Source organism: Allobosea sp. 05T439 (assembly GCF_056396005.1).
In genome coordinates, this window is record NZ_JBFTKP010000004.1 from 199,023 (window position 1) to 225,950 (window position 26,928).

Annotated in this window: 18 protein-coding genes and 1 tRNA gene; 13 read left to right on the forward strand and 6 right to left on the reverse strand. The window is 64.5% G+C overall.

Going from position 1 to position 26,928, the window contains the following annotated elements:
• Positions 1-7 precede the first annotated feature (7 nt).
• The gene (locus AC1DIO_RS06495) at positions 8-1,630 is read right to left on the reverse strand and encodes an amidohydrolase (RefSeq protein WP_476853264.1); all 1,623 of its coding nucleotides are present in this window, start codon (positions 1,628-1,630) and stop codon (positions 8-10) included.
• 358 nt (positions 1,631-1,988) lie between these two features.
• Between AC1DIO_RS06495 and AC1DIO_RS06500 the strand changes: the two genes are divergently transcribed.
• Entirely contained in the window at positions 1,989-2,567 is a 579-nt protein-coding gene (locus AC1DIO_RS06500) for a cupin domain-containing protein (RefSeq protein ID WP_441505941.1), read from the forward strand.
• A 156-nt stretch (positions 2,568-2,723) separates the two neighbouring features.
• Here the strand turns inward: AC1DIO_RS06500 and AC1DIO_RS06505 are convergent, their stop codons facing one another.
• The 3 genes from AC1DIO_RS06505 to glpK form a co-directional block, all read right to left on the reverse strand.
• On the reverse strand, positions 2,724-3,623 hold the full coding sequence (locus AC1DIO_RS06505) for an HNH endonuclease (protein WP_476853265.1): 900 nt from the start codon (positions 3,621-3,623) through the stop codon (positions 2,724-2,726).
• A 181-nt stretch (positions 3,624-3,804) separates the two neighbouring features.
• Positions 3,805-3,878, reverse strand: a tRNA-Gln gene (locus tag AC1DIO_RS06510).
• Between the two features lie 104 nt (positions 3,879-3,982).
• Complete coding sequence (glpK, locus tag AC1DIO_RS06515; protein WP_441505943.1) at positions 3,983-5,485, reverse strand: glycerol kinase GlpK; 1,503 nt, start codon at positions 5,483-5,485, stop codon at positions 3,983-3,985.
• A 206-nt stretch (positions 5,486-5,691) separates the two neighbouring features.
• Between glpK and AC1DIO_RS06520 the strand changes: the two genes are divergently transcribed.
• Together AC1DIO_RS06520 and AC1DIO_RS06525 are read left to right on the forward strand one after the other, a co-directional pair.
• Positions 5,692-6,816: a Ppx/GppA phosphatase family protein gene (locus AC1DIO_RS06520; protein ID WP_476853266.1), complete on the forward strand. Its 1,125-nt coding sequence runs from the start codon at positions 5,692-5,694 to the stop codon at positions 6,814-6,816.
• Between the two features lie 65 nt (positions 6,817-6,881).
• The gene (locus AC1DIO_RS06525) at positions 6,882-7,598 is read left to right on the forward strand and encodes an RlmE family RNA methyltransferase (RefSeq protein WP_113515802.1); all 717 of its coding nucleotides are present in this window, start codon (positions 6,882-6,884) and stop codon (positions 7,596-7,598) included.
• 87 nt (positions 7,599-7,685) lie between these two features.
• On the opposite strand, the gene AC1DIO_RS06530 is transcribed toward AC1DIO_RS06525, so the two are convergent.
• Positions 7,686-9,125, reverse strand: a complete 1,440-nt coding sequence (locus tag AC1DIO_RS06530) for an MFS transporter (RefSeq protein WP_441505945.1) — start codon at positions 9,123-9,125, stop codon at positions 7,686-7,688.
• Between the two features lie 275 nt (positions 9,126-9,400).
• Between AC1DIO_RS06530 and guaB the strand changes: the two genes are divergently transcribed.
• The 10 genes from guaB (at position 9,401) to AC1DIO_RS06580 (ending at position 23,823) form a co-directional block, all read left to right on the forward strand.
• The gene (guaB, locus tag AC1DIO_RS06535; RefSeq protein WP_476853267.1) at positions 9,401-10,894 is read left to right on the forward strand and encodes an IMP dehydrogenase; all 1,494 of its coding nucleotides are present in this window, start codon (positions 9,401-9,403) and stop codon (positions 10,892-10,894) included.
• Positions 10,895-11,128: 234 nt separating this feature from the next.
• On the forward strand, positions 11,129-11,539 hold the full coding sequence (locus tag AC1DIO_RS06540; protein WP_441505946.1) for an MAPEG family protein: 411 nt from the start codon (positions 11,129-11,131) through the stop codon (positions 11,537-11,539).
• A 204-nt stretch (positions 11,540-11,743) separates the two neighbouring features.
• Positions 11,744-12,997, forward strand: a complete 1,254-nt coding sequence (locus AC1DIO_RS06545) for an efflux RND transporter periplasmic adaptor subunit (RefSeq protein WP_476853268.1) — start codon at positions 11,744-11,746, stop codon at positions 12,995-12,997.
• Positions 12,997-16,137, forward strand: a complete 3,141-nt coding sequence (locus tag AC1DIO_RS06550; protein ID WP_476853269.1) for an efflux RND transporter permease subunit — start codon at positions 12,997-12,999, stop codon at positions 16,135-16,137. Before AC1DIO_RS06545 ends, AC1DIO_RS06550 begins: the two co-directional genes overlap by 1 nt.
• 271 nt (positions 16,138-16,408) lie before the next feature.
• Entirely contained in the window at positions 16,409-17,335 is a 927-nt protein-coding gene (locus tag AC1DIO_RS06555; RefSeq protein WP_441505948.1) for a DUF2865 domain-containing protein, read from the forward strand.
• A gap of 152 nt (positions 17,336-17,487) precedes the next feature.
• The gene (locus AC1DIO_RS06560) at positions 17,488-18,585 is read left to right on the forward strand and encodes a DUF2865 domain-containing protein (RefSeq protein ID WP_441505949.1); all 1,098 of its coding nucleotides are present in this window, start codon (positions 17,488-17,490) and stop codon (positions 18,583-18,585) included.
• Between the two features lie 218 nt (positions 18,586-18,803).
• The gene (locus AC1DIO_RS06565; RefSeq protein ID WP_441505950.1) at positions 18,804-19,817 is read left to right on the forward strand and encodes an extracellular solute-binding protein; all 1,014 of its coding nucleotides are present in this window, start codon (positions 18,804-18,806) and stop codon (positions 19,815-19,817) included.
• Positions 19,818-19,840: 23 nt separating this feature from the next.
• Positions 19,841-21,493: an ABC transporter permease gene (locus tag AC1DIO_RS06570; protein WP_441505951.1), complete on the forward strand. Its 1,653-nt coding sequence runs from the start codon at positions 19,841-19,843 to the stop codon at positions 21,491-21,493.
• A gap of 147 nt (positions 21,494-21,640) precedes the next feature.
• Positions 21,641-23,398 carry an AsmA family protein gene (locus AC1DIO_RS06575; protein WP_441505952.1) on the forward strand — a complete coding sequence of 586 codons (1,758 nt, stop codon included), beginning with the start codon at positions 21,641-21,643 and terminating at the stop codon, positions 23,396-23,398.
• Between the two features lie 125 nt (positions 23,399-23,523).
• The gene (locus AC1DIO_RS06580; protein ID WP_441505953.1) at positions 23,524-23,823 is read left to right on the forward strand and encodes a hypothetical protein; all 300 of its coding nucleotides are present in this window, start codon (positions 23,524-23,526) and stop codon (positions 23,821-23,823) included.
• Positions 23,824-23,903: 80 nt separating this feature from the next.
• Here the strand turns inward: AC1DIO_RS06580 and gyrA are convergent, their stop codons facing one another.
• The gene (gene gyrA / locus AC1DIO_RS06585) at positions 23,904-26,618 is read right to left on the reverse strand and encodes a DNA gyrase subunit A (RefSeq protein WP_441506012.1); all 2,715 of its coding nucleotides are present in this window, start codon (positions 26,616-26,618) and stop codon (positions 23,904-23,906) included.
• Between the last annotated feature and the right edge of the window lie 310 nt (positions 26,619-26,928).

Here is a 26,928-nt window from a genome sequence, read left to right on the forward strand (position 1 = left end):
CTTCCCCCTACTGCGCTGCGGCTGCGAACTGGCCGAGCCGGTCATAGACCACCTCGCCGCCCAGCAGCGTCAGATCGCAGCGCGCATCCATCTCGACGGTCTCGACCGGAGCCGCGAAGATGTCGTGCGACAAAACCGCGATATCGGCGAGCTGCCCCGGCACGAGACGTCCCATGCGGTCCTCGGCGAACTGGGTATAGGCGCCGATCGCCGTATAGGCATGGACGGCCTCCTCCATCGTCAGGCGCTCCGCCGCACCGATCACCGTGTGGCGCTTGGTCTGGCGCGTGACCATCGTGAAGAGGTTCTTGAATGGGTCCGTGGCACAGACCGGCGCATCCGAACTTGCAGCGGGATGCACACCGGCATCGAACCATTTGCGCATCGGATAGGAGGCATCCGCCCGTTCCTGCCCGAGATTATGCACGTAGAGATCGCCGAACTCGTAGATGAACACCGGCTGCGGCACGGGATCGATTCCGGCAGCTGCCATCCGGGCGAGCTGGCCATCGGTCAGGAAGCCGCAATGCTCGATACGGTGACGACGCCCGAGGACGGGGTGCTCGGCACTGTCCGCCTGCTCGATCCCCGACAGCACCTGCTCGATCGCAGCGTCGCCGATGGCATGAATCGCGAGCTGGTAGCCGAGCCTGTGATAATGCGCGAGATAACCGTGCATGTCCTTGTCGGAATAGATGAAGATGCCGCGATTGTCGGGGTCGCCGACGCGATAGGGCTGGCTCATCGCCGCCGTCAGACCGCCGGCGCTTCCGTCCCCGAACACTTTCATGGCGCCGTAGCGCAGGAGACCGACCTCCCGCCCAAAGCGGTATCTGGCCGCGTGCGCGGCATCGCCGATCCCGTCGGCATTGCCATAGATGCAGACCCAGGTCCGCACCGGCAGGCGGTTGGTGCGGGCCATCTCCTCATAGGCCTCGATCTCCGCCATGCCCGCCAGCATGCCGACGCCGGCATCCATCACACTGGTGAAGCCCTGCGACAGCATGTAATGGCCGGCCTGCTCGATGGCCGTCGTCAGCTCCGCGTGGCTGGGTTTCGGCATCGCCTCGACGATCAGGCGCATGGCGCTTTCAGCCAGAAGGCCGGTGAGCTTGTTGTCGCGCCGCTCGATCAAGCCGCCATCGGGGCTCGGCGTGTTGTGGCCGATGCCGGCCTTGCGCATAGCCTGGCTGTTGACGACGCCGACATGGCMGCAGGTGCGCTTGATATAGACCGGATTGTCGGGCGCCACCTGATCGAGCTCGTCGGCGGTGGGATGGCGGCCCTCGGCCAGTTMATTGTGATCATAGCCGCGCCCGAGCACCCACTCGCCTGGCTTCTTCGTCCTGGCCACCGCCGCAACGCGGCGCAGGACCTCGTCGATGCTGCGTACGCCCTCTTCCGGCCGCAGATTGATTTCGTTCATGCTGACGCCGAGCGGCAGCAGATGCATATGCGCATCGTTGAGGCCGGGAATCGCAACGCGACCGGCCAGATCGATGACACGCGTGCCCGCCCCCCGCAGGCTCGAGATCTCCTCAGCCGAACCTGCCGCGAGGACTGTGCCGTCCCTGACCGCCAAGGCCTCGACGAAACCCTCGGCCAGACCGCAGAAGATGCGGCCGTTCAACAAGACGGTGTCCGCTTGAAACATAACCTTACGCTCACTGCTGCATTGTAATGATTGACACCGCTGCGCGCGCAACTTGCCAGACGCAAGCAAACGCGTAGCGTAACGCAGATTTAGCGCACTAAATCCACGACGTTCAGCTCTGTCAGATAATGGAATATGCTCTAGGCAGCCGTCTCGAGCCGCAGAAACTCTTCCATCCTTGATATTTCCTCGGAGTCATTTTCTTATTGGATTGGGGCTAGCATTGCTCAGAATATTTAACAGCGCAAGGGGCGCTGAGCAGGCAAGCGCTGCAGGCTGTGCGGATCAGGTTGCAGGCATTGCGTGATGGAACGAAGACGGGCGGAGACCGGTCATGAGTTTTGATGTGGGTGGAAGATTGAAGGAAATCAGGGCGTCTGCCGGGCTTTCGCAACGTGAATTGGCAGCTCGCTCGGGCGTGACGCACAGCCTGATCTCGCTGATCGAGCAGAATCGGAACAGTCCCTCGGTCGCGTCCTTACGCAAGATTCTCGACGGCATCCCGATGTCGATGGTGAATTTCTTTGACGAAGAGCGCGTGCCGCGAGGCAAGGTGTTCTTCGAGGCGGACGACCTTCTCGACCTGACATCGCGCCTGCATCAGGTCAGCGGCGGCAGCGGCGAGGGCCGCATGTCGTTCCGACAGGTCGGCGACGCCAAGGCGCATAACCTGCAGATCCTGCATGAATCCTACGAGCCCGGCGCCGATACCGGCGTGACCATGCTGAAGCACGATTCCCATGAAGGCGGGGTGGTCCTGTCGGGAGAGCTCGAGATCACCGTCGGCGAACAGATCAAGATCCTTGGCCCCGGCGATGCGTATCTCTTCGACAGCCGCACCCCCCATCGCTTTCGCAATATCGGCGCGACGCGATGCGAGGTCGTGAGCGCCTGCACGCCGCCCTATCTTTGAGGCCTGGGCGCGATTGGCGGCGCCTCGCCGGAGGAGGACCCAGGATCGTCGATGGTCGTTTTCAAACGCCTCTGCGCGCGAGATCAAAGGACCTCGGCCGCTTTGCTGCCGCCGCGTTGATCAATCGCGCAGGCGAAGGGCGACTTGGCAATCTCGTTACTGCTTGAAGCAGGTCTCGCGGTGCCAATTGAGGAAGTGAGGATGCGGACGCTCAACGGGCCGCGCGGGCGCAAATGCGCGGCCGCTTCGGTTCACGAAGGCGCGGATGCCTTCGACGTCGTTCGCATGTCGCGAGACCAGAATGTCCAGGTCATCGGACAGACTGATMAGCCCGCGATCGAACATCCAATGCGYCGTTCCCGAAAGCGCAAGCCCATTGCTGACGATGTCCGGCCCGTTCGCCTCCACGGGGCGAATATGAGCGGCAGCGACCTCGGCACGACCGCCACCATTGATCAGCCTGAGTCCAGTGATCGCACAGCGCTCACCATAGGCCCGCAACACCGTTCGGCGAAATGCTCGATCGCGCACGATCCGCGAGAGCGCGATCGTCAACCGCTCTCGGGCTTGATCGAAGACAAAGGGAGCCTGCTCTTCCGCAAGCCCGCCGGCGACGTTCGGGTCATCGCTTCGCGGCAGGAGTGGCTCCGCATCGTCGAGGCCGAGGGCGAGAACACGGTTGAAGTCGGCCGATGAGATCGGCCGCACTGCGGCTTGTGCTCGCCCCGATATCCGGCCCTCGTCGTTTAGGACGCCGCGCTCGATGACACCGCTCTCGTCAGCGAAGGGGACCGGATTGGCGAAGTCGAGATAGCTGTTAGGCTCGATCACCGCGATGAACATGTCGTGTGCGGCTGGGTCGGGAATGACCTGCTGAACTTTGGCGATGGCAAAGTATCCGCGCGTATTCGCCACTTTGCGCGGCTCGTAGTAGACGATCCAGTCACTGACGCAGGCTTGAACGCGACCAAGATATTGCCGCGGGAACTGATATCTCTCAGCCGGGCTGTCATCGTAGATCGAATCGTATCGGTGGATGAAGACGCCAAACCCCATGGCCGTTGATAGCGCTGTGTGACGCCCCGACGCTAGTCTCCTGTCGGGAGCGGCGCGCGAAGAGCGGTGTTGCCGTACCCTTCAATGAAGGCATCGGAGGTCAGCGGGCGGACATCCCTTTGGATGGCAACCAGACCTGAACAGCTGAGTTCTTGGATCTTCAAAGAAAGCCACTGAAAAGTGGCTGGGGGACTAGGATTCGAACCTAGACAACCAGAGTCAGAGTCTGGGGTCCTACCGTTAGACGATCCCCCAACGGCGCGAACGCCTTCGTTGGTGAGGCGCGGTCTAAACAACCCGCGCCCGCATGGCAAGCCCATTGTGAGCAATCTTGTGCATGAAGGCGACGGGGCCACCTGTCAGCCTGTACTCAGCGTCCTCCGCACGCTGTCGCGCCAGCCCATGACCAGCTTTTCGCGCTGGCTTTTCGCCATTCCGGGGACAAAGCGCCGTTCAAGCCGCCAGAGATCCGCAAACCGATCCGGCTCCGGCAACAGCCCTGCATCGAGGCCGGCGAGATAGGCGGCTCCCAAAGCCGTCGTCTCCAGCACCTCCGGCCTGTCGACAGGTAATGCGAGAATGTCGGCGAGCCGCTGCATGGTCCAGTCGGACGCGACCATGCCGCCATCGACGCGCAGCACCGCGGCGCCCTGCCCGGCGTCCGGCCAGTCGGCACGCATCGCGTCGAGCAGATCGAGCGTCTGGTAACAGACGCTTTCCAGCGTCGCCCGCGCCAGCTCGCGCGGGCCGCTGTTGCGGGTGAGCCCGAAAATAGCGCCACGCGCCTCGGCGTCCCAATGCGGCGCACCGAGCCCGACGAAAGCCGGCACCAGGTAGACCGCCTGGGTCGGATCGGCCGCTTCGGCAAGCGGCCCGGTCTCGCTTGCCGTCTCGATGATTCCGAGCCCGTCGCGGAGCCATTGCACAGCCGCCCCCGCGACGAAGATCGAACCCTCCAGCGCATAGGTGCGCTCGCCGCCGAGCTGATAGGCGATGGTGCTGAGCAGCCGGTTCTGGGATGCCACCGGCGTCGAACCGGTGTTCAGCAGGGCAAAACAGCCGGTGCCATAGGTCGACTTCACCATACCGGGCGTGAAACAGGCCTGGCCGATCGTCGCCGCCTGCTGGTCGCCGGCCATGCCACGTACGGGGATCGCCGCGCCGAAATGGTCGGGCAGCGTCTCGCCGAACAGGCAGGCGCAATCGCGAACCTCCGGCAGCAACGAGCGGGGAATGTCGAACAGCGCGAGCAGGTCCTCGTCCCAGATTCCGCGCCCGATATCGAACAGCATGGTGCGCGCCGCATTGGTCGCGTCGGTTGCGTGGACGGCTCCGCCTGTCAGGCGCCACAGCAGGAAGCAATCGACCGTGCCGAAGGCGAGTTCGCCGGCTTCCGCCCGCCGGCGCGCGCCCGGCACATTGTCGAGCAGCCAGGCGATCTTGGTCGCCGAGAAATAGGGATCGATTCGCAGGCCCGTCCGGCTCGAAACCAGCGAATCATGGCCTCGCTCGCTGAGCTCGGCGCAACGCGGCGCCGTCCGCCGGTCCTGCCAGACGATGGCGCGGTGGATCGCCTGCCCGGTCCTGCGGTCCCAGATCAGCGTCGTCTCGCGCTGGTTGGTGATGCCGATCGCGGCAATGTCCGCGGCTGAGAGCCCGCCCTTGCTGACGGCCTCGCGGCAGGTCGCCAGAACGCTTTCCCACAGATCCTCGGGCTCATGCTCGACCCAGCCCGAGGCCGGAAAATGCTGTGGGAACTCGCGCTGCGCCGATGCCACAGCCCTGAGCGCACCATCGAACAAAATCGCGCGCGACGAGGTCGTCCCCTGATCGATCGCGAGAATATAGCGTGCTCCGGCCATGGCAGCAGTGGTCCTTCCCAGTGGCGGCCCGTCCGATCCGGGCTTGCCCCGAACTTGGCCGAAGCGTGTCGCCGCAGGCAAGCACTCCACCGACAAATGAACAGCGCACAGGTTCCGCTTGGCATCTTCATCAGGCTCTTGTTACGCTTCACCCGAAGCAAGCGGCCGGAGCGTGCAAACCGCGGCCGACGAGGGGTCAAAACACGGTGACGGTCGAGGACCGCCAGGATCGGGATATCGCGCTCGCGGTATCCCCAGGGGTTGATGGCGCCGATCCGCGCCCGATCGGCTCGTCTCCCCTCGGCCCTGCCCCCGTCACGCAAACCTATTACGCGCCCTCGCGCCATCCGGTCGCGACCTATGCCGCGCTCGATCTCGGCACCAATAATTGCCGGCTGCTGATCGCCCGCCCGGCCCAACATGGCTTTCGCGTCGTCGATGCCTTTTCCCGCATCGTTCGCCTGGGCGAAGGGCTTACAGCGAGCGGGCGGCTTGCCGATGCGGCGATGGACCGGGCGGTCGAAGCCCTGAAGATCTGCAAGAGCAAAATGACCCATCGCGGCGTCAGCCGCGCGCGCCTGGTCACGACCGAGGCCTGCCGGGCCGCCACCAACGGGCTCGACTTCGTCCGCCGGGTCGCTGCGGAAGCCGATCTCGAGCTTGAGATCGTCGACCAGCGGACCGAGGCGTCCCTGGCCGTCACCGGTTGCGCTGCGCTGGCCCATCCCACGGCGGAAGGCGTGATCGTCTTCGATATCGGCGGCGGCTCGACCGAGATCGTCTGGATGGGCGGGCGCTCGCAGGCGCGCGACCCGGCGGGTCGCATCCGCGAATGGGCCTCGCTGCCGATGGGCGTCGTCTCTGTCGCCGAGCGCTATGGCGGCGTCGATGTCGGGCGTGAAAAATTCGAGCGCATGGTCGATGATTGCAGCGCTGCCTTGAAGCCATTCGCGACGCGCGCTGCGGCGGCAAAGGACGCCGCCGGTTTCCATCTGCTTGGCACGTCGGGCACCGTCACCACCGTCGCCGGCATCCATCTCGGCCTGCCGCGCTATGACCGGCGTCTGGTCGACGGGCTGTGGATGGACGAGACGGATATCCTCGCCGTCATCGACCGGCTGGTCGATATGGACTATGCCGCCCGCTCGGCCAATGCCTGCATCGGCCGCKAGCGGGCCGATCTCGTGCTTGCCGGCTGTGCGATCTTCGAGGCGATCAGGCGCGCCTTCCCGAGCCGGAAAGTGCGCATCGCCGACCGCGGCCTGCGCGAGGGCATCCTGCTCCGGATGATGCATGAAGATCGCGCCTGGTGGCGCCGCAGGCAGGCATGACGTAAGTCCACGGGAAGGAAGCCCCGTAGCCATGAGCACCACCAAGAGATGAGCACCACCCAGCAATGAGCACCACCAAAGGCGGCACCGGCGCCCGCGATATGCGGGTCAAGGTGAAGAAGGCCGGCAAGCTCAAGCATTCCTCGCAGCTCTGGCTCGAACGCCAGCTCAACGACCCCTATGTCAAGCGGGCGAAGGAGCGCGGTTTTCGTTCGCGCGCGGCGTTCAAGCTCGAGGAGATGGACGACCGCTACAAGTTCCTGAAGACCGGCCAGAAGCTGATCGACCTCGGCTGCGCGCCAGGCGGCTGGTGCCAGGTCGCGGCGCAGCGCATCGGGCTCGAGCGGGGCAAGGGCGCGATCGTCGGCATCGACCTGCTGCACGTCGATCCGATCCCCGGCGTCGATCTCATCGAGATGGATTTCATGGCCGACGAGGCCCCTGCCCTGCTGACCGAGCGGCTCGGCGGCCGGGCCGATGGCGTGATGTCGGACATGGCGGCCAACACCACCGGCCACAAGAAGACCGACCATCTCAAGATCATCGCGCTGGCCGAGGCCGCGCTGGAATTCGCCTATTCGATTCTGGCTCCCGGCGGCTTCTTCCTGGCAAAGCTGTTCCAGGGCGGCGAAAGCGCCGAGCTGCTCGCCATGCTCAAGCGCGACTTCACCACCGTGCGCAACGTCAAGCCGGCAGCGAGCCGGGCGGATTCCTCGGAACTCTACGTGCTGGCGACCGGCTATCGTCGCAAGGAACAGCCGGCAGCGGACACAGAGGGCTGATCTGCCTTCCGAACGCGCCAGGGGGAGGTCTAGACGGCGCCCCCTGCTTACCCCCTCGCCTGAGCGCTGGAGTTGCCGGCCAGCCCTTCAGTCCAGCGGCTTCTGATCCTCGATTGCCTGGGCCGTTGCCTTGCGCGCGCTGAGCGGTGCGTGACCGGAAACCTCGGCGCCGGCATCGGGGGCAAGCCGCGTCATCCAGAGGGCCGACGAGGCCGAAATCAGCCCGACCAGCACGAAGGCCGGCCAGAAATCATGCGCACCCAGCGCCTTGCCGCCGTTCAGCATGTTCGCCGCCTCCAGTGCGAATGCGCCGATCGTGATCCCGAGGCTGAGCGACAATTGCTGCGCCACGCTGGAGAGGCTGGTCGCGCTCGACATGTCCCGGTTCGAGACATCGGCATAGCTCAGCGCATTGATGCCGGTGAATTGCAGCGAGCGGAAGCACCCACCGATCAGCAGCACGCTGAGCATCAGCCATTGCGGTGTCGTCGGCGTGAACAGCCCGGATGCTGACAGGAAGGCCGATCCGATCAGCGCATTGAAGATCAGGACATGGCGGAAGCCGAACCGCGCCAGGATCGTCTTGGCCAGCGTCTTCATGATCATGGCGCCGGCGGCGGACGCAAACGTGATCAGGCCGGAATGCAGCGCGTCATAGCCAAAGCCGAGCTGAAGCATCAGCGGCAGCAGGAAGGGGATCGCCCCGATGCCGACCCGGAAGATCGAGCCGCCGAGCACGCCGATCCGGTAGGTCGGGATCTTGAAGAGCGAGAGATTCAGGACCGGATAGGCCGTTCGGCGCGCATGCCAGAGATAGGTCATCAGCGAGGCCAGGCCCGCGATCACGAAGCCGATCGAGGCTTCGATCGGCACCAGATGCCGGCCGCCGGTCGCAAGCCCCAGCATCAGCGCCGCGAAGCCGAAGGCCGACAGCATGAAGCCCCGGAGATCGAGCGGCGCAACGTCCTCCTCGCGGACATCCTCGAAGAAGCGGCTCGCCAGAACGATGCCGATCAGCCCGATCGGGATATTGATGAAGAAGATCCAGCGCCAGTCGAAATAGGTGGTGATGAAGCCACCCAGCGGCGGCCCGACCACCGGCCCGACCAGGGCCGGCACGGTCAGATAGGCCAGCGCACTGACGAGCTGCGATTTCTCGACGCTGCGCAGGATCACCAGCCGACCGACGGGCACCATCATGGCACCGCCCATGCCCTGAACGAAGCGCGCGCCGACGAAAGCCCCGAGCGAATTCGAGATCGCACACAGGATCGAGCCAAGCATGAAGACGCCGAGCGCCGTGCGGAAAATCGTGCGGGCGCCGTAGCGATCGGCCATCCAGCCCGAGATCGGGATGAAAACCGCGAGGCTGACGAGATAGGAGGTCAGCGCCAGCTTGAGCGCGATCGGGTCCTCGCCCAGCGATTGCGCGATCACCGGCAGCGAGGTCGCAATCACGGTGGAGTCGGTGTTCTCCATGAACAGCGCGCAGGCGACGATCAGGGGCAGGAGTTTGGCGCGTTGCACGGATAAGGAACCTTGCGGCCCGGAGCCGGGATCGGAGAGTTTTGTTCTTTGCCACGCCGGATGTGGCATGAACACGGCCATTTTGCCTGGATCGCGAAGAGACGCTCTGCGCCTGTCGCATGAGTCGCGTTATCGCAGCGCAGCATAATCCGCCTCAATTTCGGCTGAGGCCACTAGCGGCGATGCCGCACGCATGATATCGGGCCTCGTCAACTCGGTAGCGGGCGCATGTTGTCGCCMACCCTGAAATGCCCCGCATGGGCTTGGAGTTGGCGATGGCAAGCATCAGTGACACCCTCATCCGCGACGGCCTGACCTTCGACGACGTCCTGCTCGAGCCGGGGCCGTCCGAAGTGATGCCGGCCGACGTCAATATCTCGACCAAGCTCACCAAGACGATCTCGCTCAACCTGCCGATCATCGCCTCGGCGATGGACACGGTGACCGAGGCCAGGATGGCGATTGCCATGGCGCAGGCCGGCGGCCTCGGCGTCGTCCACCGCAATCTGGAGGCCGACCAGCAGGCCGCGCAGGTGCGGCTCGTCAAGAAATTCGAATCGGGCATGGTCGCCAACCCGATCACGATCTTCCCGGACGAGACACTGGGCGACGCGCTTGCTCTGATGCGGCACCATTCGATCTCGGGCATCCCCGTGGTCGAGCGCGGCCCGCAGGGACACAAGGGCAAGCTCGTCGGCATCCTGACCAACCGCGATGTCCGCTTCGCCGACCGCCCCGAGCAGCCCGTCGCCGAGATCATGACCAAGGATCGCCTGATCACGGTGCGCGAAGGCGTGACCCAGGAGGAGGCACGCCGCCTGCTCCACCAGTTCCGCATCGAGAAGCTGCTGGTCGTCGATGATCATTTCCGCTGCATCGGCCTGATCACCGTCAAGGACATGGAGAAGCAGGTCGCCCACCCGCATGCCGCCAAGGACGCGCAGGGTCGTCTCCTGGTTGCAGCGGCGACTACGACCGGCGATCTCGGCTTCGAGCGCTCCKAGCTGCTGATCGACGCCGGTGTCGACATCATCGTCGTCGACACCGCCCATGGCCATTCCGCCAAGGTGCTGGAAGCGGTCACCCGGGTGAAGAAACTCTCCAATACCGTTCAGATCATTGCCGGCAACGTTGCCACCGCGTCCGGTGCGCAGGCTCTCATCGATGCCGGCGCCGACGCGATCAAGGTCGGCATCGGGCCGGGCTCGATCTGCACCACCCGCATCGTCGCGGGCGTCGGCGTGCCGCAGCTCACCGCGGTGATGGACGCAGCCTCGGCGGCGAGCAAGGCGGGCATTCCGGTCATCGCCGATGGCGGCATCAAATATTCCGGCGACCTCGCCAAGGCGCTGGCCGCCGGCGCCTCCTGCGCCATGGTCGGCTCGCTGCTTGCCGGCACAGACGAAACGCCGGGCGAAACCTTCCTCTACCAGGGGCGCTCCTACAAATCCTATCGCGGCATGGGCTCGGTCGGCGCGATGGCGCGCGGCTCGGCCGACCGCTACTTCCAGCAGGACATCAAGGATGCCCTGAAGCTGGTGCCGGAAGGCATCGAGGGTCAGGTCGCCTATAAGGGGCCGGTCTCCGGCGTGCTGCACCAGCTCGCGGGCGGCTTGCGGGCTGCGATGGGCTATGTCGGCGGGCGCGATCTTGCCGACTACCAGTCCAAGGCCCGGTTTATCCGCATCACCAGTGCCGGCCTGCGCGAGAGCCATGTCCACGATGTCACCATCGTGCGCGAAAGCCCGAACTACCCGACGCGATCCTGAGGCCCAGGCCTCGCCGATACCATCGTGACGCCGATTGGCCCTCATACCGCGAAATTGCCCCAAGAGCATGCTGCGAAAAAGTGGCAACGGTTTTCGCACTGAGCATGCTCTAAACTATGAGAATCGATCACGTTTTCTGCGTTTGGACGATTTCGTCCAAACGCAGCGTGATCTGCCGGCAACCTCCCGGGGTGAGGGTTTTCCTTTGCATGAACAGCGAGAGGCGAGCCGCCCATGACGATCCAATTGGTCTACCCCGCCCTGGCTCAGATCCTGTGGACCTTCGTCGTGCTCGGCATCCTGTTCCAGCGCCGTCGTGTCGCCTTCCGGAACAAGGAGGTCGGGATGGCCGATATCGCGGTCTCGACCGAGCGCTATCCGGAGCGTGCCCGCCTCGCCGCTGCGAACTATGCCAATCAGTTCGAGACGCCGGTCATTTTCTTCGCGCTGATCATGCTCGCCATGGAGGTCGGCGCGACCGGCACGGTGATTGTTGCCCTTGCCTGGGCCTTCGTGCTGACGCGCATCGTGCACACCTTGATCCATACCGGGTCCAACCGGGTCCCAGTGCGCGCGGCTGTGTTTGCTCTGGGCGTCGCCTGCCTGTTCTGCATGACGGTCGGCATTGTCGTTACGGTACTTTGACATGCTCGTGCGGCGTGCAATGTTCGCAGACGCACGTCCGCAAGATATACTCTGTCACATCCTCGCTACATCGTGAGACAAACGCTGTTTCGCGCTTGCGCCCAAAACCACCTGCCGGCATGCTAAATGCTTGCGGCTAGGACGGTTTAGGGACGACCGTTCCAAATGGTACAGAGTCTGTCCCGCTCTGGCGCAAGGTTTCGCATGGCTGTCTTGTCTTTMGGGCGCGTTGTTGTCGTGGCCGCCGTCGGCGCGGTCGCAGCTGGCGCGGGTCTCCATTATTCCGGCCGATCAGTCCCTCCTCCGCTCGATCGCATTCCCTACGGAAAGATCATCCCGCCCTATGCCCAGCCGGCCCAGCAGGCCGCGGCCCCATCATCACGCGCTTCGGGACAACAACGCCCACCCGTGACGATCGTCACGGCCAAGGCTGAACGCCGGCCGATGCCGGTCAGGCTCGACGCGATCGGCACCGTGCAGGCACTCTCGAGCGTTGCGGTGCGCTCGCGCGTCGATACGCAGATCATAGAGGTCGGCTTCCCCGATGGCGGCTATGTGAAGAAGGGCGACATGCTCTTCCGCCTCGACTCCCGCCTCGCGGAAGCGCTGCTGAAACAGGCCGAAGCGGGTGTTGCCCGCGACAAGGCCTCGCTCGCCTCCGCCGAAGCCGATCTGCGCCGGGCGGAAGAACTCGCCAAGCGCGATTTCGCCACCGACCAGCGTCTCGACACCGCCCGCACCCAGGTCGCGACGCTCAAGGCCAGCGTCCGTGGCGGTGAGGCAGCGGTCGACGCCCTCAAGGTCCAGCTGACCTATTACACCATCACCGCCCCGGTTTCGGGCCGGATTGGCGTAGCCGGCCTCAAGGAAGGCAATATCGCCAAGACCGGCGACAATTCGACCACGCTGGTGACGATCAACCAGATCGATCCGATCTATGTCAGCTTCGCCCTGCCGCAGCGCCAGCTGTCCAGCATCCGCGAAGCGATGAATGCCGGCACGGCCGTGGCGGTTGCCACGCAGCAGGGTGCGAGCCGCGGCGTCGAGGGCAAGATCGCGGTCATCGACAATCTCGTCGATGCGACGACCGGCACGATCCAGATGCGCGCGATCTTCAACAATCCTGACGAGACCCTGTGGCCCGGCGCCCTCTGCCAGGTCCGCCTGACCCTGCGTGTCGAGCCCGATGCGCTGACCGTGCCCCGCGAAGCCGTCCAGAACGGCCAGAACGGCACCTTCGTCTTCGTGATCGAGGACGGCGTCGCCCGCGCCCGCCCGGTCACCGTCGACCGCACCATCGATGACCGCGTCGTACTTGCGTCGGGCCTGAAGGGCGACGAGACGGTCGTCATCGACGGCCAGCTCCTGCTGACCGATGGCGCCCGCGCGGTCGAGCGCAACCGGGGCGGCCAGAGGCCGCCGCCCAACCAGACCTCGCAGCGCGGGAGTGCTGGCTGATGAACCTCCCGGAGGCCTGCATCCGTCGTCCGGTGATGACGACACTCCTGATGGCAACCTTTCTGATCTTCGGGTTGTTCGCCTTCAAACAGCTTCCGGTCGCGGCATTGCCGCGGGTCGATTTCCCGACGATCAATGTCAGCGCCMGCCTGCCGGGCGCGAGCCCCGAATCGATGGCCTCCTCGGTCGCCGCACCGCTGGAGCGCGAATTCGCCTCGATCTCGGGCATCACCTCGATGTCCTCGGTCTCGCAGCTCGGCGCGACCTCGATCACGCTGCAATTCGACCTCAACCGCAATATCGACGGCGCAGCGCTCGACGTGCAGGCCGCGCTGAGTGCCACCGCTCGTCGGCTGCCGCCGGAGCTGCCCTCGCCACCCAGCTTCAGGAAGGTCAATCCGGCCGACCAGCCGGTGCTGTTCATGGTGCTGACCTCGGCGACGAAACCGCTCTACGAAGTCCATGAATTCGGCGAGAACATCCTGCAGCAGCAGATCTCGCAATTGCCTGGCGTCGCGCAGGTCAACATCTTCGGCGCGCAGAAATACGCCGTGCGCGTACAGGTCAATCCCGACGCCGTCTCGGCTCGCGGCCTGGCACTGAGCGATGTCCGCAATGCGATCGCCGCCGCCAACTCCAATTCCCCGGTCGGCACGCTCAATGGCGAGAACCAGCGCCTGACGCTCGGCGCCACGGGCCAGATGGAGCGCGCCGCCGAGTACGGCAACCTCATCATCTCGCAGAAGAACGGCGTGCCGATCCGCCTCGAGGACGTGGCACAGGTCTACGACTCCGTCGAGAACAACCAGACCGGCAGCTGGTTCAACGGGCAGCGCTCGATCATGCTGGCGGTCTATCGTCAGTCCGACGCCAACACCGTCGAGGTCGTCGACAGCATCAAGTCCAGGCTCGAGGCCTATCGCGAGCAACTTCCAGCCGCGATGGAACTCAATGTCCTGAACGACCGCTCGATCCCGATCCGGGAGGCGGTGGAGGATGTCGAGGTCTCGCTGATGATCGCGATCGCGCTCGTGATCATGGTGATATTCCTGTTCCTGAAGAGCCTGGCCGCGACGCTGATTCCGACGCTCGCCCTGCCGATTTCGCTGGTCGGTACCTTCGCGATCATGCACGCGCTCGGCTATTCGCTCGACAACATCTCGCTGCTCGCACTGACGCTCGCGGTCGGCTTCGTCGTCGATGACGCCATCGTCATGCTGGAAAACATCATCCGGCATATCGAGATGGGCAAGAAACCGTTCCAGGCGGCCCTCGACGGCTCGCGCGAGATCGGCTTCACCATTCTCTCGATCACCATTTCGCTCGTTGCCGTCTTCATTCCCGTCTTCTTCATGGGCGGGGTCGTCGGCAAGGTTTTCACGGAGTTTGCCGGCACGATCGCGGCCGCGATCATCGTCTCGGGCTTCGTCTCCCTGACCCTCACCCCGATGCTCTGCGCCCGTTTCCTCAAGGCGCATGATCACCACAAGAAGCCGAACCTGATCGAGCGCGTCTTCGAGGCCGGCTTCCAGGGGATGCTGGGCGCCTACCGCTGGACCCTGGATTGCGTGCTGAAGGCGCGCATCCTGATGCTGATCTTCACGCTGGCGACGGTCTATATCTCGGCGCAGATGTATATCGACATCCCGAAGGGCTTCTTCCCGACCGAGGATACCGGCCTCCTGCGCGCATCGACCGAAGGCCCGCCCGACACGTCATTCGAGGCGATGGCGGCGCGCCAGATCCGCATCGCCGAAATCGTCAAGGCCGATCCGGCAGTCGATTATCTGACGTCGAATATCGGCGGCTTCAACGCCACCAATAACGGCTTCATGTTCATCGCGCTCAAGCCCAAGGATCAGCGCGAGAAGGCCGAGGTGGTGATCTCGCGGTTGAGGCGCGCGACCGGCGACGTGCCGGGTATCACTGCGGTGTTCCAGCAGGTGCAGAACATCAACCTCAACGCCGGCCGGTCGTCACGCGCGCAGTACCTCTATTCGCTGCAAGGACCGGACCTGAATGCGCTCTTCGCCTATGCTCCGCTGATGCAGCAGCGGCTCGCGCGGCTTCCGCAGCTGCGCGATGCCAATATCGATCTGCAGTTGCGCAACCCGCAGCTCTCGATCGACATCGACCGCGAACGCGCCGCGAGCCTGGGCATTTCCAGTGACCAGATCCGGCAGGCACTGGGCAACGCTTTCGGCTCGCGCCAGATCGCGACGATATTCACCCCCTCGACCGATTATCAGGTCATCATGGAGGCCAATCGCGCCTATCAGCAGGATCCCGCTGTGCTCTCGCGGTTGCTGCTCAAGGCTGCGAACGGCCTGAACGTGCCGTTGGAAACGGTGGCGACGATCAAGCCCAGCGTCGGCCCGCTCGCGGTGAACCGCATTTCGCAGCAGCCGGCGGTGACAATCTCGTTCAACACGGCGCCGGGCATCTCGCTTGGCGACGCCGTCAACGCCATCCGCGCGGCCGAGCGCGACGTCAATCTGCCGGCCTCGATCGTGACGAGCTTCGCCGGTTCCGCCCAGCTGTTCCAGGATGCGCTGAAGGGGCAAGGCCTGCTGATCTTCGCCGCAATCCTGGTGATCTACATCATCCTCGGCATTCTCTACGAGAGCTTCATCCACCCGATCACCATCCTCTCCGGCCTCCCCTCTGCCGGCCTCGGAGCGTTGCTCGCCCTGCAGTATTTCAACATGGACCTGTCGGTGATCGCGATCATCGGCATCCTGATGCTGGTCGGCATCGTCAAGAAGAACGCGATCATGATGGTCGATTTCGCGATCGAGCGTCGTAAACAGGGGGACGACGCGTTGACCGCCATCCGCGAGGCGGCGCTTGTCCGCTTCCGTCCGATCATGATGACGAGCTTTGCCGCGATCTTCGGCGTGCTTCCCATCGCACTCGGCGCGGGCGCCGGCGCCGAGCTCCGGCAGCCGCTCGGCATCGCCGTGGTCGGCGGATTGATCGTCTCGCAACTGCTGACGCTCTACATCACGCCGGTGATCTATTTCTACCTCGACAAGGTCGACACCTGGCTCTCCGGCCGCAGTCGCGGCGAGCGCGAGAGCGTGCCCAGCTCCGCTGTGCCCGTAGCCATCCCGCAGGCGGTGCGCGGCCCGGACCTCTGAGGGCGGTCAAAGCCTCCCTCTCAATCGTTCCTGCGCCACGAACTTCGCATCTCCTGCAGTTCGTGGCGTATTTCTGCAGAATGCATCAAAGGCAACCTTGTGCCTTAAAGCGGAGAGAACGGCGGCTTGCATAACGCTGGGTGAGTGATCCCTGCGATAAGCAAAGTCGTCGATGTTCCGCATAAGAAATGCCGTGCCGCTGTCGGGCCATACTCCGCCCGGAATCCATCCGTCTCCTTCCCGAAGGGCCGCTCTGACGCGGTATGCAGCCATGGTGCTGCTCGGATTGGTTCTCGGAGCGAGCGGCACGGCGCTGACCGTCACCCTCGTTCGGGCTGGTGATGACGCCGGCGTTCGTGCCTTCCATCTTCAGGAAGCAGCGAGACGTGCGCCCAGTGCCGCGGCCTTGACCTATGCTCCGGTCAGTTCAGGCTGGAGGCTGCCGCTCTTCGGCTCATACCCGGATGGCCGGATCGAACATCCCCCCGTCCTGCGCGAACGCGGCAAGCCGCGCGATGGAGCGACCGTAAGCACTCTCCGTGCAACGGCCCGTTACGATACCGGATCAGGCGCCTCCCGCACCATTTGCGTACGGATGTGCGACGGCTATCACATGCCGCTTGGCCATTTGCGATCGCAAGCTGACTGGCCGGCGCATGAGGCCCTTTGCACGGCGATGAATCCCGGCATCCCGGTCAAGGTCTTCCGCGTTCCTGCCGGCGCCGCGGATATCGACGGCGCCGTGGCCTCCGACGGCAGGACCTATGGCTCCCTGCCCGTTGCCTATGGTCACGAGACATCGTCTGACCCGGGCTGCAGGCCCACCGTCCCGTCTGCCGGTGATCGCCGTGTCTCTCTTCTGCGGGATTTCACCCTGCGCCCAGGCGACTCGGTGGTGCTTGATGGCAAGGTGACAACCTTTGAGGGCTCTTCCACCTGGCCTTACAACCCGAGGAATTTCCGCGATTTTCGGTCGTCGAACGAACTCAACGCCAATCAACGCCGGATGATCGACGACACGGTCGGCGTTTCCAGCCGTGAAGGCCAGATGCTGGCCCTGCGTCGCGACATGACGGTGCGGGAGGCGAAGATCGGTGATGCCACCACGATCGAGCTGCGCGGCCGTTTCGAGAGCGGCTCAGGTGAAACCGCAACCGCCTCGAACATGCAGCGCATCGTCATTTCGCCGGCAAGCTGAACCCCTCTCCAGGCATTTTGGCCGGGCACGCTGCGTTAAGCATCGCGCCCGTTTTGCATGCGCGAACGCCGACGGGCCGTTGATGATTAACGAAAAGTAAACTACACCCCAAGGGCGGCGGACGAAGAACAAGCGCKAGTGGAGTAGACGCGATGTTTCGTGTCCGTGAGATCCCCGACCGGGAAGACCCACCATTAGGCAGCCCTGTCCCCGTCGTTGCGCTGGAGCGTAATGCTCACGGCAAGAAACGAACGGGCCGCTTCGCGGCGATGACTGCGCTTGGCCTTGTGCTCGGAGCGGGTGGCGCGATCGGCACGATCTCGCTCGTCCAGGCTGGCGACGATGCCGGCGTCCGCGACTTTCAGCTCCAGGAAGCGGCGAACCGCCGTGCTATGCGCGCCCCGCAAGCCGGCGCCTATCATGCCCCCATCGCCTATGCGCCCGCGCGTGGCATCTGGAACCTGCCCCTGACGCGCAGCGTACCGAACGGGCGCATCGCGCACCCGCCCGTGGTCTTGAACCCTTTCAGGACGGTCGAACCTCCGCGTCAGGCGGCCCGGCGCCCCACGACGCAGCACAGCGTTGCACGCCTCGATACCGTCTCCGGCAGTGGACATGGCGCGCGCACCATCTGCGTGCGGCTCTGCGACGGCTTTCATGCGCCGATCGGCAATCTGAATGCCCAGTCTGACCTAACGGCACACGACGCCCTCTGCCGGGCGATGAACCCCGGCGTCCCGGTCAAGGTCTTCCGCGTTCCCGCCGGTGCCAGCACGATCGACGGCGCCGTTTCGGCAGATGGCAAGACCTATGGCTCGCTCCCCGTTGCCTATGGCCATGAGAAATCCTCTGATCCAGCCTGCCGGCCGGCGATTGTCGCCAGCGGCGAGCGCCGCGTCTCGCTGTTGCGCGATATCACGCTTCGTCCCGGCGACAGCGTCGTTCTGGACGGCAAGGTCACGACCTTCACGGGCTCGTCGCAGTGGCCCTATAGCCGGCGCGATTTCGTCGATTTCAGATCGGCGCGGGAACTCAGTGCCGGCGATCGGCGCGGCATCGACGAGCGGGTCGGCATTTCACGCGTCGAAGCGCAGATGCAGGCGCTGCGCCGCAAGCTGCGCACGCGCGAAGCCTCGCTTCGTGACGAGACCGTGATGAGCGATGCAATCGAATTGCGCGGCTCGATCGATCCGCCAACGCGCGGGCCGGTCCGCGTGATCGCCGGGCCGGCGTTCCGGCTTTTGCCTTAGTTCCAACAGGCCTGCCGGCCGACTTTCGGCGGCCCGATGTCAGTCTTGGGCGCTGGTTCGAAGGCGCATCTTCTTTGAATTAATCTAAAGAGGATGCAATTTAGAAAACCTATAAGCAATTGATCTATAACGCTTTTCAATTGACCGCCCTAGCGTCAGGCAATACCGCTCCAGCACCACGAACGTGCAGAGGGCATCTACGCCCGAAGGAGCGAACCATGATCGACAAAACTCGCCTGTCCCTCATCGCCCTGGCGTCCTGCCTGCTCGCTACCCCGGTCCTGGCCCAGAGCGTCAATCTCTACACGACGCGCGAGCCGGCCCTGCTCAATCCCGTCGTCGAGGCCTTCACCAAGGACACCGGCATCAAGGTCAACACGGTGTTCCTGAAGGACGGGCTCGAGGAGCGCATCAAGGCCGAGGGCGCAAACAGCCCGGCCGATGTCATGATCATGGTCGACGCCGCGCAGATGATCTCGGCCGCCAATGCCGGCGTCACCCAGCCGATCAAGTCTGCGGCCGTCGACAAGATCGTCCCGGCGCAGCTGCGCGATCCGCAGGATAACTGGGTCACCCTGACCAAGCGCGCCCGCATCGTCGTCGTCTCGAAGGATCGCGTGCCGCAGGATGCGATCACCTATGAGGACCTCGCCGACCCGAAGTGGAAGGGCAAGTTCTGCATCCGCGGCGGTCAGCACCCCTACAACAACGCTCTCTTTGCCGCCTATCTCGCGCGCAACGGCGCCGACAAGACCGAGACGTGGCTCAAGGCACTCAAGGCCAACACCGCGCGCAAGCCGGGCGGCGGCGACCGTGAAGTCGCGCGCGACATCCAGTCCGGGCTCTGCGATATCGCAGTGATCAACACCTACTATATCGGCCTGATGAGCATTGCCGCGAACGAGCAGAAGGGCTGGTTCGAGGCGATCAAGCCGCTGAAGACCACCTTCGCCAATGGCGGCACCCATGTGAACATCTCGGGCGCCGCCATCGCCAAACACGCCCCCAATCGTGAAAACGCGGTCAAGCTGATCGAGTACATGCTTGGCGACAAGGCGCAGACCATCTATGCCGACGGCAATTTCGAGTTCCCGGTCAACCCGGACGTCAAGGAAAGCGCCGCTGTGAAGCTGCTGGGCAAGGTCAATGTCGATACCACCCCGCTGACCGAGATCGGCAAGAACCGCAAGGCGGCCGCTGACCTCGTCGACAAGGTCGGCTTCGACAATTGAGCCTGTCTCCCACGGCTGGAGAAATGCGACGGTCGCCACGCCTGTGGCGGCCGTCGAGCCGTTTTGTCTGGGCTTCGGTTGCGGGTGCCGGGCTTGTCGCGCTGCCAGTTCTCGCGCTCGGCCTGACCGCGCTTTCGCCGGCAGCATCGTCGATCTGGCCGCATCTTGTCGCCAATGTCATTCCCGATGCGCTGGCGAACACCGCCATGCTTCTTGCCGGCGTCGGCCTGCTCTGCAGTCTCATCGGCGTCGGCACGGCCTGGCTCGTCACCCAATATGAGTTTCCCGGCCGTCGCGCCTTCGAATGGCTGCTCGTGCTGCCATTGGCGATCCCGACTTATCTGACGGCCTATATCTATGTTGAGTTCCTGGGCTTCCAGGGACCGCTGCAGACGGCCTTGCGTGCGGTGACGGGCTATCGCAGCCTGCGCGACTACTGGTTTCCCGACCCGCGCAATCTGGCGGGCGCGATCTTCGTCATGGGGATCGTGCTCTACCCTTACGTCTATCTCAGCGTCCGGGCGCTGTTCGGCCTGCAGAGCGCGACGATCGTCGAGTCGGCGCGGACGCTCGGAGCCGCGCACGGCACCTTGTTCTGGCGGATTGGCTTGCCCATGGCGCGCCCGGCGCTCGTCGCAGGGTTGACCCTGGCACTGCTCGAAACACTCAACGATATCGGCGCGACCGAATATCTCGGGGTCCGCTCCCTGACCCTGTCGATCTACACGACCTGGCTCAATCGCGGCTCTCTGGCGGGCGCAGCCCAGATCTCCTGCGTGATGCTTCTCCTCGTGGTCGCCCTGATCGCAACCGAGGCGAGACTGCGCGGCGCGCGCCGCTTCACGCTCTCGGTGCGCCAGCCCCGCGCCGTCGGCCGCCGGCTCCTGTCCGGGCGCATTGCGCTCGCAGCCAGCGCCGCCTGCGCCCTGCCCCTGCTGCTTGGCGCGCTTCTGCCGATGGGCTTTCTCCTCCAGGAGGTCCTGACGCGCGGCCTGCTGCATCAGTTCGACATGGCCCTGCTGCGCAATCTCCTGAATGCCCTGCTGCTGTCGGCTGGCGCCGCGCTGATCGTGGTGACGCTTGGCCTTTGCATCGTGGCTGCAGGCCGGCTCGGCCGCGAAACCTGGCTGCCGGCGCTCGCGCGCATCGCCTCGCTTGGCTATGCGCTGCCCGGCACGGTGCTCGCGCTTGGACTGCTCGTCCCGCTTGCCGCCTTCGACAATCTCGTCGCCGACACCGTCTCCGCATTGTTCGGCGTCAGTCCTGGTCTCATCCTGATCGGCTCGGGTGCCGCTCTCGTGATTGCCTATGTCGTACGCTTCCTGTCGATCGCGATCTCCGGCATCCAGAGCGGTCTCGCCCGGATCTCGCCGAGGATCGACGATGCCGCGCGCGCCCTCGGCTCAAGCTCGGGCGAGGTGTTGCGGCAGGTGCATTGGCCGCTCGCTCGCCCTGCCATCGCTGCGGCCGCCTTGCTCGTATTCGTCGACTGTCTGAAGGAGCTGCCCGCGACGCTGCTGCTGCGACCGCTGAACGTCGACACGCTCGCAACCATCGTCTACGGACATGCCTCACGCGGCATGTTCGAAGACGGAGCGCTGGCCGCGTTGCTGATCGTGATCGCCGGCCTCTATCCCGCCATCATTCTGGCACGAGCCGGTGGCACGAAGGGGTGACACCGTAAGGCGTTGCGGCTCTCTTTGCCGATCCACAGCTTGTATGCCGGAAATAGGCTCCTCAACTCGACAAGCCGCCCGGCATCGTCATAAACAATTTTAGCTTGACCTCCGGTTCGATTCCGGTTGCAGCCCGGCCGAAGGCCCATGACACGACGCGTTTCCATTCTCGCCTATTCGCTCGCCATCGGCCTGGTGCTGCTTGGCCTGCAATCCTGGGGCGTTGCCGTTGGGCTGGTCGAGCGACATGTCGTTGCCCGCATCGAGGATCGCACCGGCCTCAAGGTGACCAGCCTCGAGCATGCGAGCATCGTCCTTCTGCCTTTGCCGCGGGTCGAGCTCTCGCAAGTCAGCTTCAAGCAACATGACGGCCTGCTCTCCGGCAAGGCGTCGCAGCTCAAGGCCCGCGCCCGCCTGCTGCCGCTTCTGGCAGGGCGCCTCTCCTTCGACCGGATCGATCTGATCTCTCCCCAAATCGATGCCACAGTTTCAGGCAGGGACGATGAGCTCTCGGAATGGCTCGCGCCGCCCCTTGCCTATCTCACCAGCCTCACGAACCAGAGCCGGATCGTGATCATTTCGGGTTCGGTCTTTGCGCGGGCCGAAGGCGCGATCCGCACCATCCTGCGCGATGTCAATCTGATCATCGAGGACCGCGACCCCGAGGAGCCGATCATCGCCTCGGGCTCCGTGACCTGGCGCGGCGTCGCGACCAATCTCAGTGTTGTCTGGCCGGTCGCCGGGGAAAGCGCCAGGCTCTCCTTGTCCGCGACCTCCGAACGGATGAACCTGCGCCTTGACGGCATACGATCCGGCCTGCGCGAGCCGGTCTTCAATGGGCAATTGAGCCTCTCGACGCCGTCGCTCCCGGAACTGTTCGACTGGTTCGGTGAAACGCCCCGCCTCGCGCCTGCCATCGGACAGCTCAGCATCGCCGCTGAAGCCCAGATCAAGGCCAACGAGATCTCGCTCAGCAACGCAAGCGCCATCTTCGACGGGGACCGCCTCGACGGCGCGATCATGCTCGGCGAAGCCGGCCAACGCTGGTCCCTCTCCGGAACACTCGCCGGCGCGACGCTCGATCTTGGCCGCATGACCAATCGGCTCGGCCTGCCCAAACCCGGCACCGGGCTCGCCAACCCGACGCCGCTCGAATTCGAGGCCTGGACGGCGCATGACATCGACCTGCGCGTCTCGGTGGATGCCGCCCGCCTCGGCGGCGCCCGTCTCAGTGATGTCGCGACCCAGTTGCTCGTCAAGAAGGGCCGCTTCGAGGCCGGGCTGCTTCGCGCGACTGCCTATGGCGGCAGCGTCAAGGGCCGCCTGCTTGCGAGTGCGACCCCGAACACCATCGACGTGAAGCTGCAAGGCAATCTCGACCGGATCAATCTCGGGCAAAGCGCAACCGACCTGCCCGAACTGCCGAGACTGAGCGGGCAAGGCAATCTGCAGTTCGCGCTGGATGGCACGGGCACCACGGCCGAGGCCGTTCTCGCCTCCTTGAACGGAAAGGCGAGCCTCAGTCTGCGTCAAGGCGAGCTTGGCGGCTTTGCTTTCATCGACCTGCTGCGTCGTGCCGAGCGCAATCCTGTGGCGGCCCTGCGGGAATGGCGGCAGGGCAAGACGCCATTCGACAGCGCGAGCGCTACGGCGAATGTCGCCGATGGCATCGCGACAATCACTGATGCCCAGATGACGGGCCCGACCTATCGTCTCACGCTCGCAGGCCAGGCATTCCTGCAGCAAGGCTGGATCGAGATGGCCGGCCAGCTGGCCCAGCAGAGCGGCTCCCTGACGGTGCCCCTCGTCCTGCAGGGCCCGCTCGAAGGTCCATCGCTGGCGCTCAACTCGGAAGCCACCTTGCGTCCTGCCGGCAGCACCCTGCCAAATCTCCTGACGCGCTGACGGTCGCCCGGCTTAGTCAGCCACCACCCGCGCAGATTTGAGCCGCGGCCTGCCCCCGCAGCCTCGCAATTGACCTGTCCACGGACCGGGTGTTTCCTCATCGCAGTCAGCGCGGAAACCACGCCATGCGTGCACCAACGGGATCGATCGTCGGGCTCTGTTCCGCCTCAGCCACCATGTTTGCAATGGGGATGGCGTTCCTCGGCTACTGGGGTGTGCATGAGCCGGTGCCATGGCGGCGGCTCGACATCGTCATCGTCACCCTGGCCTTTGCCGGCTTTGCCTCACTGGGCTCGGTCACCTGGATCGCAACCACACCCGTATCAGCAGATAGTGACGAGAAGGTCGTACCCGCCCGGCGGGCCTTCGCCCTGGGCGTGTTTGCGATCTGGCTGTCTGTTCTTGTCGCGGTCCTGGCGGCATGACGTCGAGAATGTTCGACATCATGCCTCGGTTGTTCCACAGCCCAAGCTTCAGGTCATTTCAAACCTGAAACAAGCCGGCTTCAGCCTTCCTGAGCAGGCTCGTCCGCAGGCGCAGGGCCTTCGTCCTCGGCCTCGTCGTCCCCTGCATCACCGATGCATTCGACCGAGACGACCTTCTCACCGGCTGCGGTGTTGAACACCGTGACACCCTGGGTCGAGCGGCCGGCAATGCGGATGCGGTTGTCCGGTCCCTTGTCGACCGGCACGCGGATCACCTGCCCGCCATCGGTCACGAGCATGATCTGGTCCGTATCGACCGCCGGGAAGGAGGCGATCAGCTTGCCGTTGCGCTCGTTCACCACCATGGCGACGATGCCCTTGCCCCCGCGTCCGGTGACCCGGTACTCGAAGGACGAGGTGCGCTTGCCGTAGCCCTTCTCGGACACCGTCAGGATGAACTGCTCCGCAGCACCCATCTCGGCATATTTCTCCTGGCCGAGTTCGATATCGCTGGCGGCCTCCTCGCCCTCGCTCGCCTGGACCGGCTCGGAGGTGTCGTCGCCTTCGCCATTCAGGGCCTTGCGGGCAGCAGCAGCGCGCTTGAGATAGGCGGCGCGCTCATCCGGCGTCGCATCGAGATGATGCAGGATGGCAAGCGAGATCACCTCGTCGCCATCGGCGAGGTTGATGCCGCGCACGCCGGTCGAGTCGCGCCCCTTGAAAACGCGCACTTCGGGCACGGCGAAGCGGATGCACTGGCCGGCCGCCGTGGTCAGCAGCACGTCGTCATGCTCCGAGCAGATCTGGACGTCGACGATGGAGTCTCCCTCGTCGAGCTTCATCGCGATCTTGCCGTTGCGATTGACCTGCACGAAGTCCGAGAGCTTGTTGCGGCGGACATTGCCCGTCCGGGTCGCGAACATCACGTCGAGCCGCTCCCAGCTCTCCTCATCCTCCGGCAACGGCATCACCGTGGTGATGCGCTCATCCTTCTCCAGCGGCAGCATGTTGTTGAGGAACTTGCCGCGTGCATTCGGCGCCGCCAGCGGCAACCGCCAGACCTTCTCCTTGTAGGCCTGGCCGCGCGAGGAGAAGAAGATGATCGGCGTATGGGTGTCGGCAACGAAGAGCCGGGTGACGAAATCCTCGTCCCTGGTCGACATGCCCGAACGGCCCTTGCCGCCACGCTTCTGCGCCCGATAGGTCGAGAGCGGCACGCGCTTGATGTAACCGGCATGGGACACGGTCACCACCATGTCCTCGCGCGCGATCAGGTCCTCGTCGTCGAGATCCGAACCCCAGTCCTGGATCACCGTGCGACGCGGCGTGGCGAAGGCAGCCTTCACCTCGGTGAGCTCGGTCTTGATGATCGACTGGATACGGGCGCGTGAGCGCAGGATCTCGAGATAATCCGCGATCTCGGTTGCGAGCTTGGCGAGTTCTTCGCCGATCTCGTCGCGGCCGAGGGCGGTCAGGCGAGCAAGGCGCAATTCGAGGATCGCCTTGGCCTGCGCATCGGACAGGCGATAGGTGCCGTCCGGGTTGAGCGGATGACGCGGATCGTCGACCAGTGCGATCAGCGGCGCGATATCCTCGGCCGGCCAGTTGCGATCCATCAGCGAGGCGTGCGCAGCCGCCGGGGTCGGCGCGGTGCGGATCAGGCGGATGACCTCGTCGATATTGGCGACGGCGGTGGCAAGGCCGCAGAGCACATGGGCGCGTTCGCGCGCCTTGTTGAGCAGGTAGCGTGTGCGCCGGGAGACGACCTCCTCGCGGAACTCGATAAAGGCCGAGATGAAGTCCTTGAGGTTCAACACCTCCGGCCGACCGCCATTGAGCGCGACCATGTTGGCGCCGAACGAAGTCTGCAACGGCGTATAACGGTAGAGCTGGTTCAGCACGACATCGGCCATGGCGTCGCGCTTGACCTCGATGACGACACGCACGCCCTCGCGGCTGGATTCGTCACGCAGATCGGAAATGCCTTCGATCCGCTTCTCGCGAACCAGATCGGCGATCTTCTCGACCATCGAAGCCTTGTTCACCTGGTAGGGAACCTCGGTGACGATGATCGCCTCGCGCTCCTTGCGCAGCTCCTCGATATGCGTCTTGGACCGCATCACGATCGAGCCACGACCGGTGTGATAGGCGGAGTGGATACCGCTCTTGCCCATGATCGAGGCGCCGGTCGGGAAGTCCGGACCAGGTACGATCTCGATCAGGTCGTCGATCGAGAGCTCGGGATCGTCGATAAGCGCGATACAGGCATCGATCACCTCGCCGAGATTATGCGGCGGAATATTGGTCGCCATGCCGACCGCGATGCCGCCCGCGCCGTTGACGAGCAGGTTCGGATAACGCGCCGGCAGAACCCGCGGCTCATGCTCCTTGCCGTCATAGTTCGGCTGGAAATCGACGGTGTCGAGGTCGAGATCCTCGAGCAGCGGCATCGCCGCCTTGTCGAGCCTGGCCTCGGTATAACGATCGGCCGCCGCGGAATCGCCATCCATCGAGCCGAAATTGCCCTGACCGTCGATCAAGGGCAGGCGCAGCGAGAAATCCTGCGCCATGCGGACCAGCGCGTCATAGACCGCCATGTTGCCGTGCGGATGGTACTTACCCATCGTATCGCCGACGATGCGGGCGCATTTGGTATAGGGCCGGTCCGGCAGGTTCTTGTTCTCGTGCATCGAGAACAGGATGCGCCGGTGCACCGGCTTCAGGCCGTCGCGGACGTCGGGAAGAGCGCGGCTGACGATCACGCTCATGGCGTAATCGAGATAGCTCTTCTTCATCTCGTCAGTGATGGCGATCGGCTTGATGTCGCCGCCGAAATGCGCGTCTTCCGGCTGGCCGCCGCGCGTGCCGTTGTCGTCTTCGCTCAAGGGATGAGGTCCCGTTTTCTACGATTTTTCAAGCTTCTGGCTATCCGATTCCGCCCCGCGAAGCCAGCAAAAGACGAATCTCTCCAGAGAAATTAAAACCGTTCCTTGTCAACGCGTTACGAGTCGTTTTTGACTCACTTTCCGAGCCCTCCCACATTGCCGCCATGTTTGACCGGCGCGAGCGCGTGACGGAGCCGGAAAACCGCTCGGCAAATTTCGC

Coding starts and splice junctions, on each gene's coding strand:
- AC1DIO_RS06525 (WP_113515802.1), top strand. CDS start 6,882: ATGAGCACCACCAAAGGCGGCACCGGCGCCCGCGATATGCGGGTCAAG.
- AC1DIO_RS06575 (WP_441505952.1), top strand. CDS start 21,641: ATGACACGACGCGTTTCCATTCTCGCCTATTCGCTCGCCATCGGCCTG.
- glpK (WP_441505943.1), bottom strand. CDS start 5,485: ATGGCCGGAGCACGCTATATTCTCGCGATCGATCAGGGGACGACCTCG.
- AC1DIO_RS06570 (WP_441505951.1), top strand. CDS start 19,841: ATGCGACGGTCGCCACGCCTGTGGCGGCCGTCGAGCCGTTTTGTCTGG.
- AC1DIO_RS06540 (WP_441505946.1), top strand. CDS start 11,129: ATGACGATCCAATTGGTCTACCCCGCCCTGGCTCAGATCCTGTGGACC.
- gyrA (WP_441506012.1), bottom strand. CDS start 26,618: ATGAAGAAGAGCTATCTCGATTACGCCATGAGCGTGATCGTCAGCCGC.
- AC1DIO_RS06565 (WP_441505950.1), top strand. CDS start 18,804: ATGATCGACAAAACTCGCCTGTCCCTCATCGCCCTGGCGTCCTGCCTG.
- AC1DIO_RS06580 (WP_441505953.1), top strand. CDS start 23,524: ATGCGTGCACCAACGGGATCGATCGTCGGGCTCTGTTCCGCCTCAGCC.
- AC1DIO_RS06500 (WP_441505941.1), top strand. CDS start 1,989: ATGAGTTTTGATGTGGGTGGAAGATTGAAGGAAATCAGGGCGTCTGCC.
- AC1DIO_RS06555 (WP_441505948.1), top strand. CDS start 16,409: ATGGTGCTGCTCGGATTGGTTCTCGGAGCGAGCGGCACGGCGCTGACC.
- AC1DIO_RS06560 (WP_441505949.1), top strand. CDS start 17,488: ATGTTTCGTGTCCGTGAGATCCCCGACCGGGAAGACCCACCATTAGGC.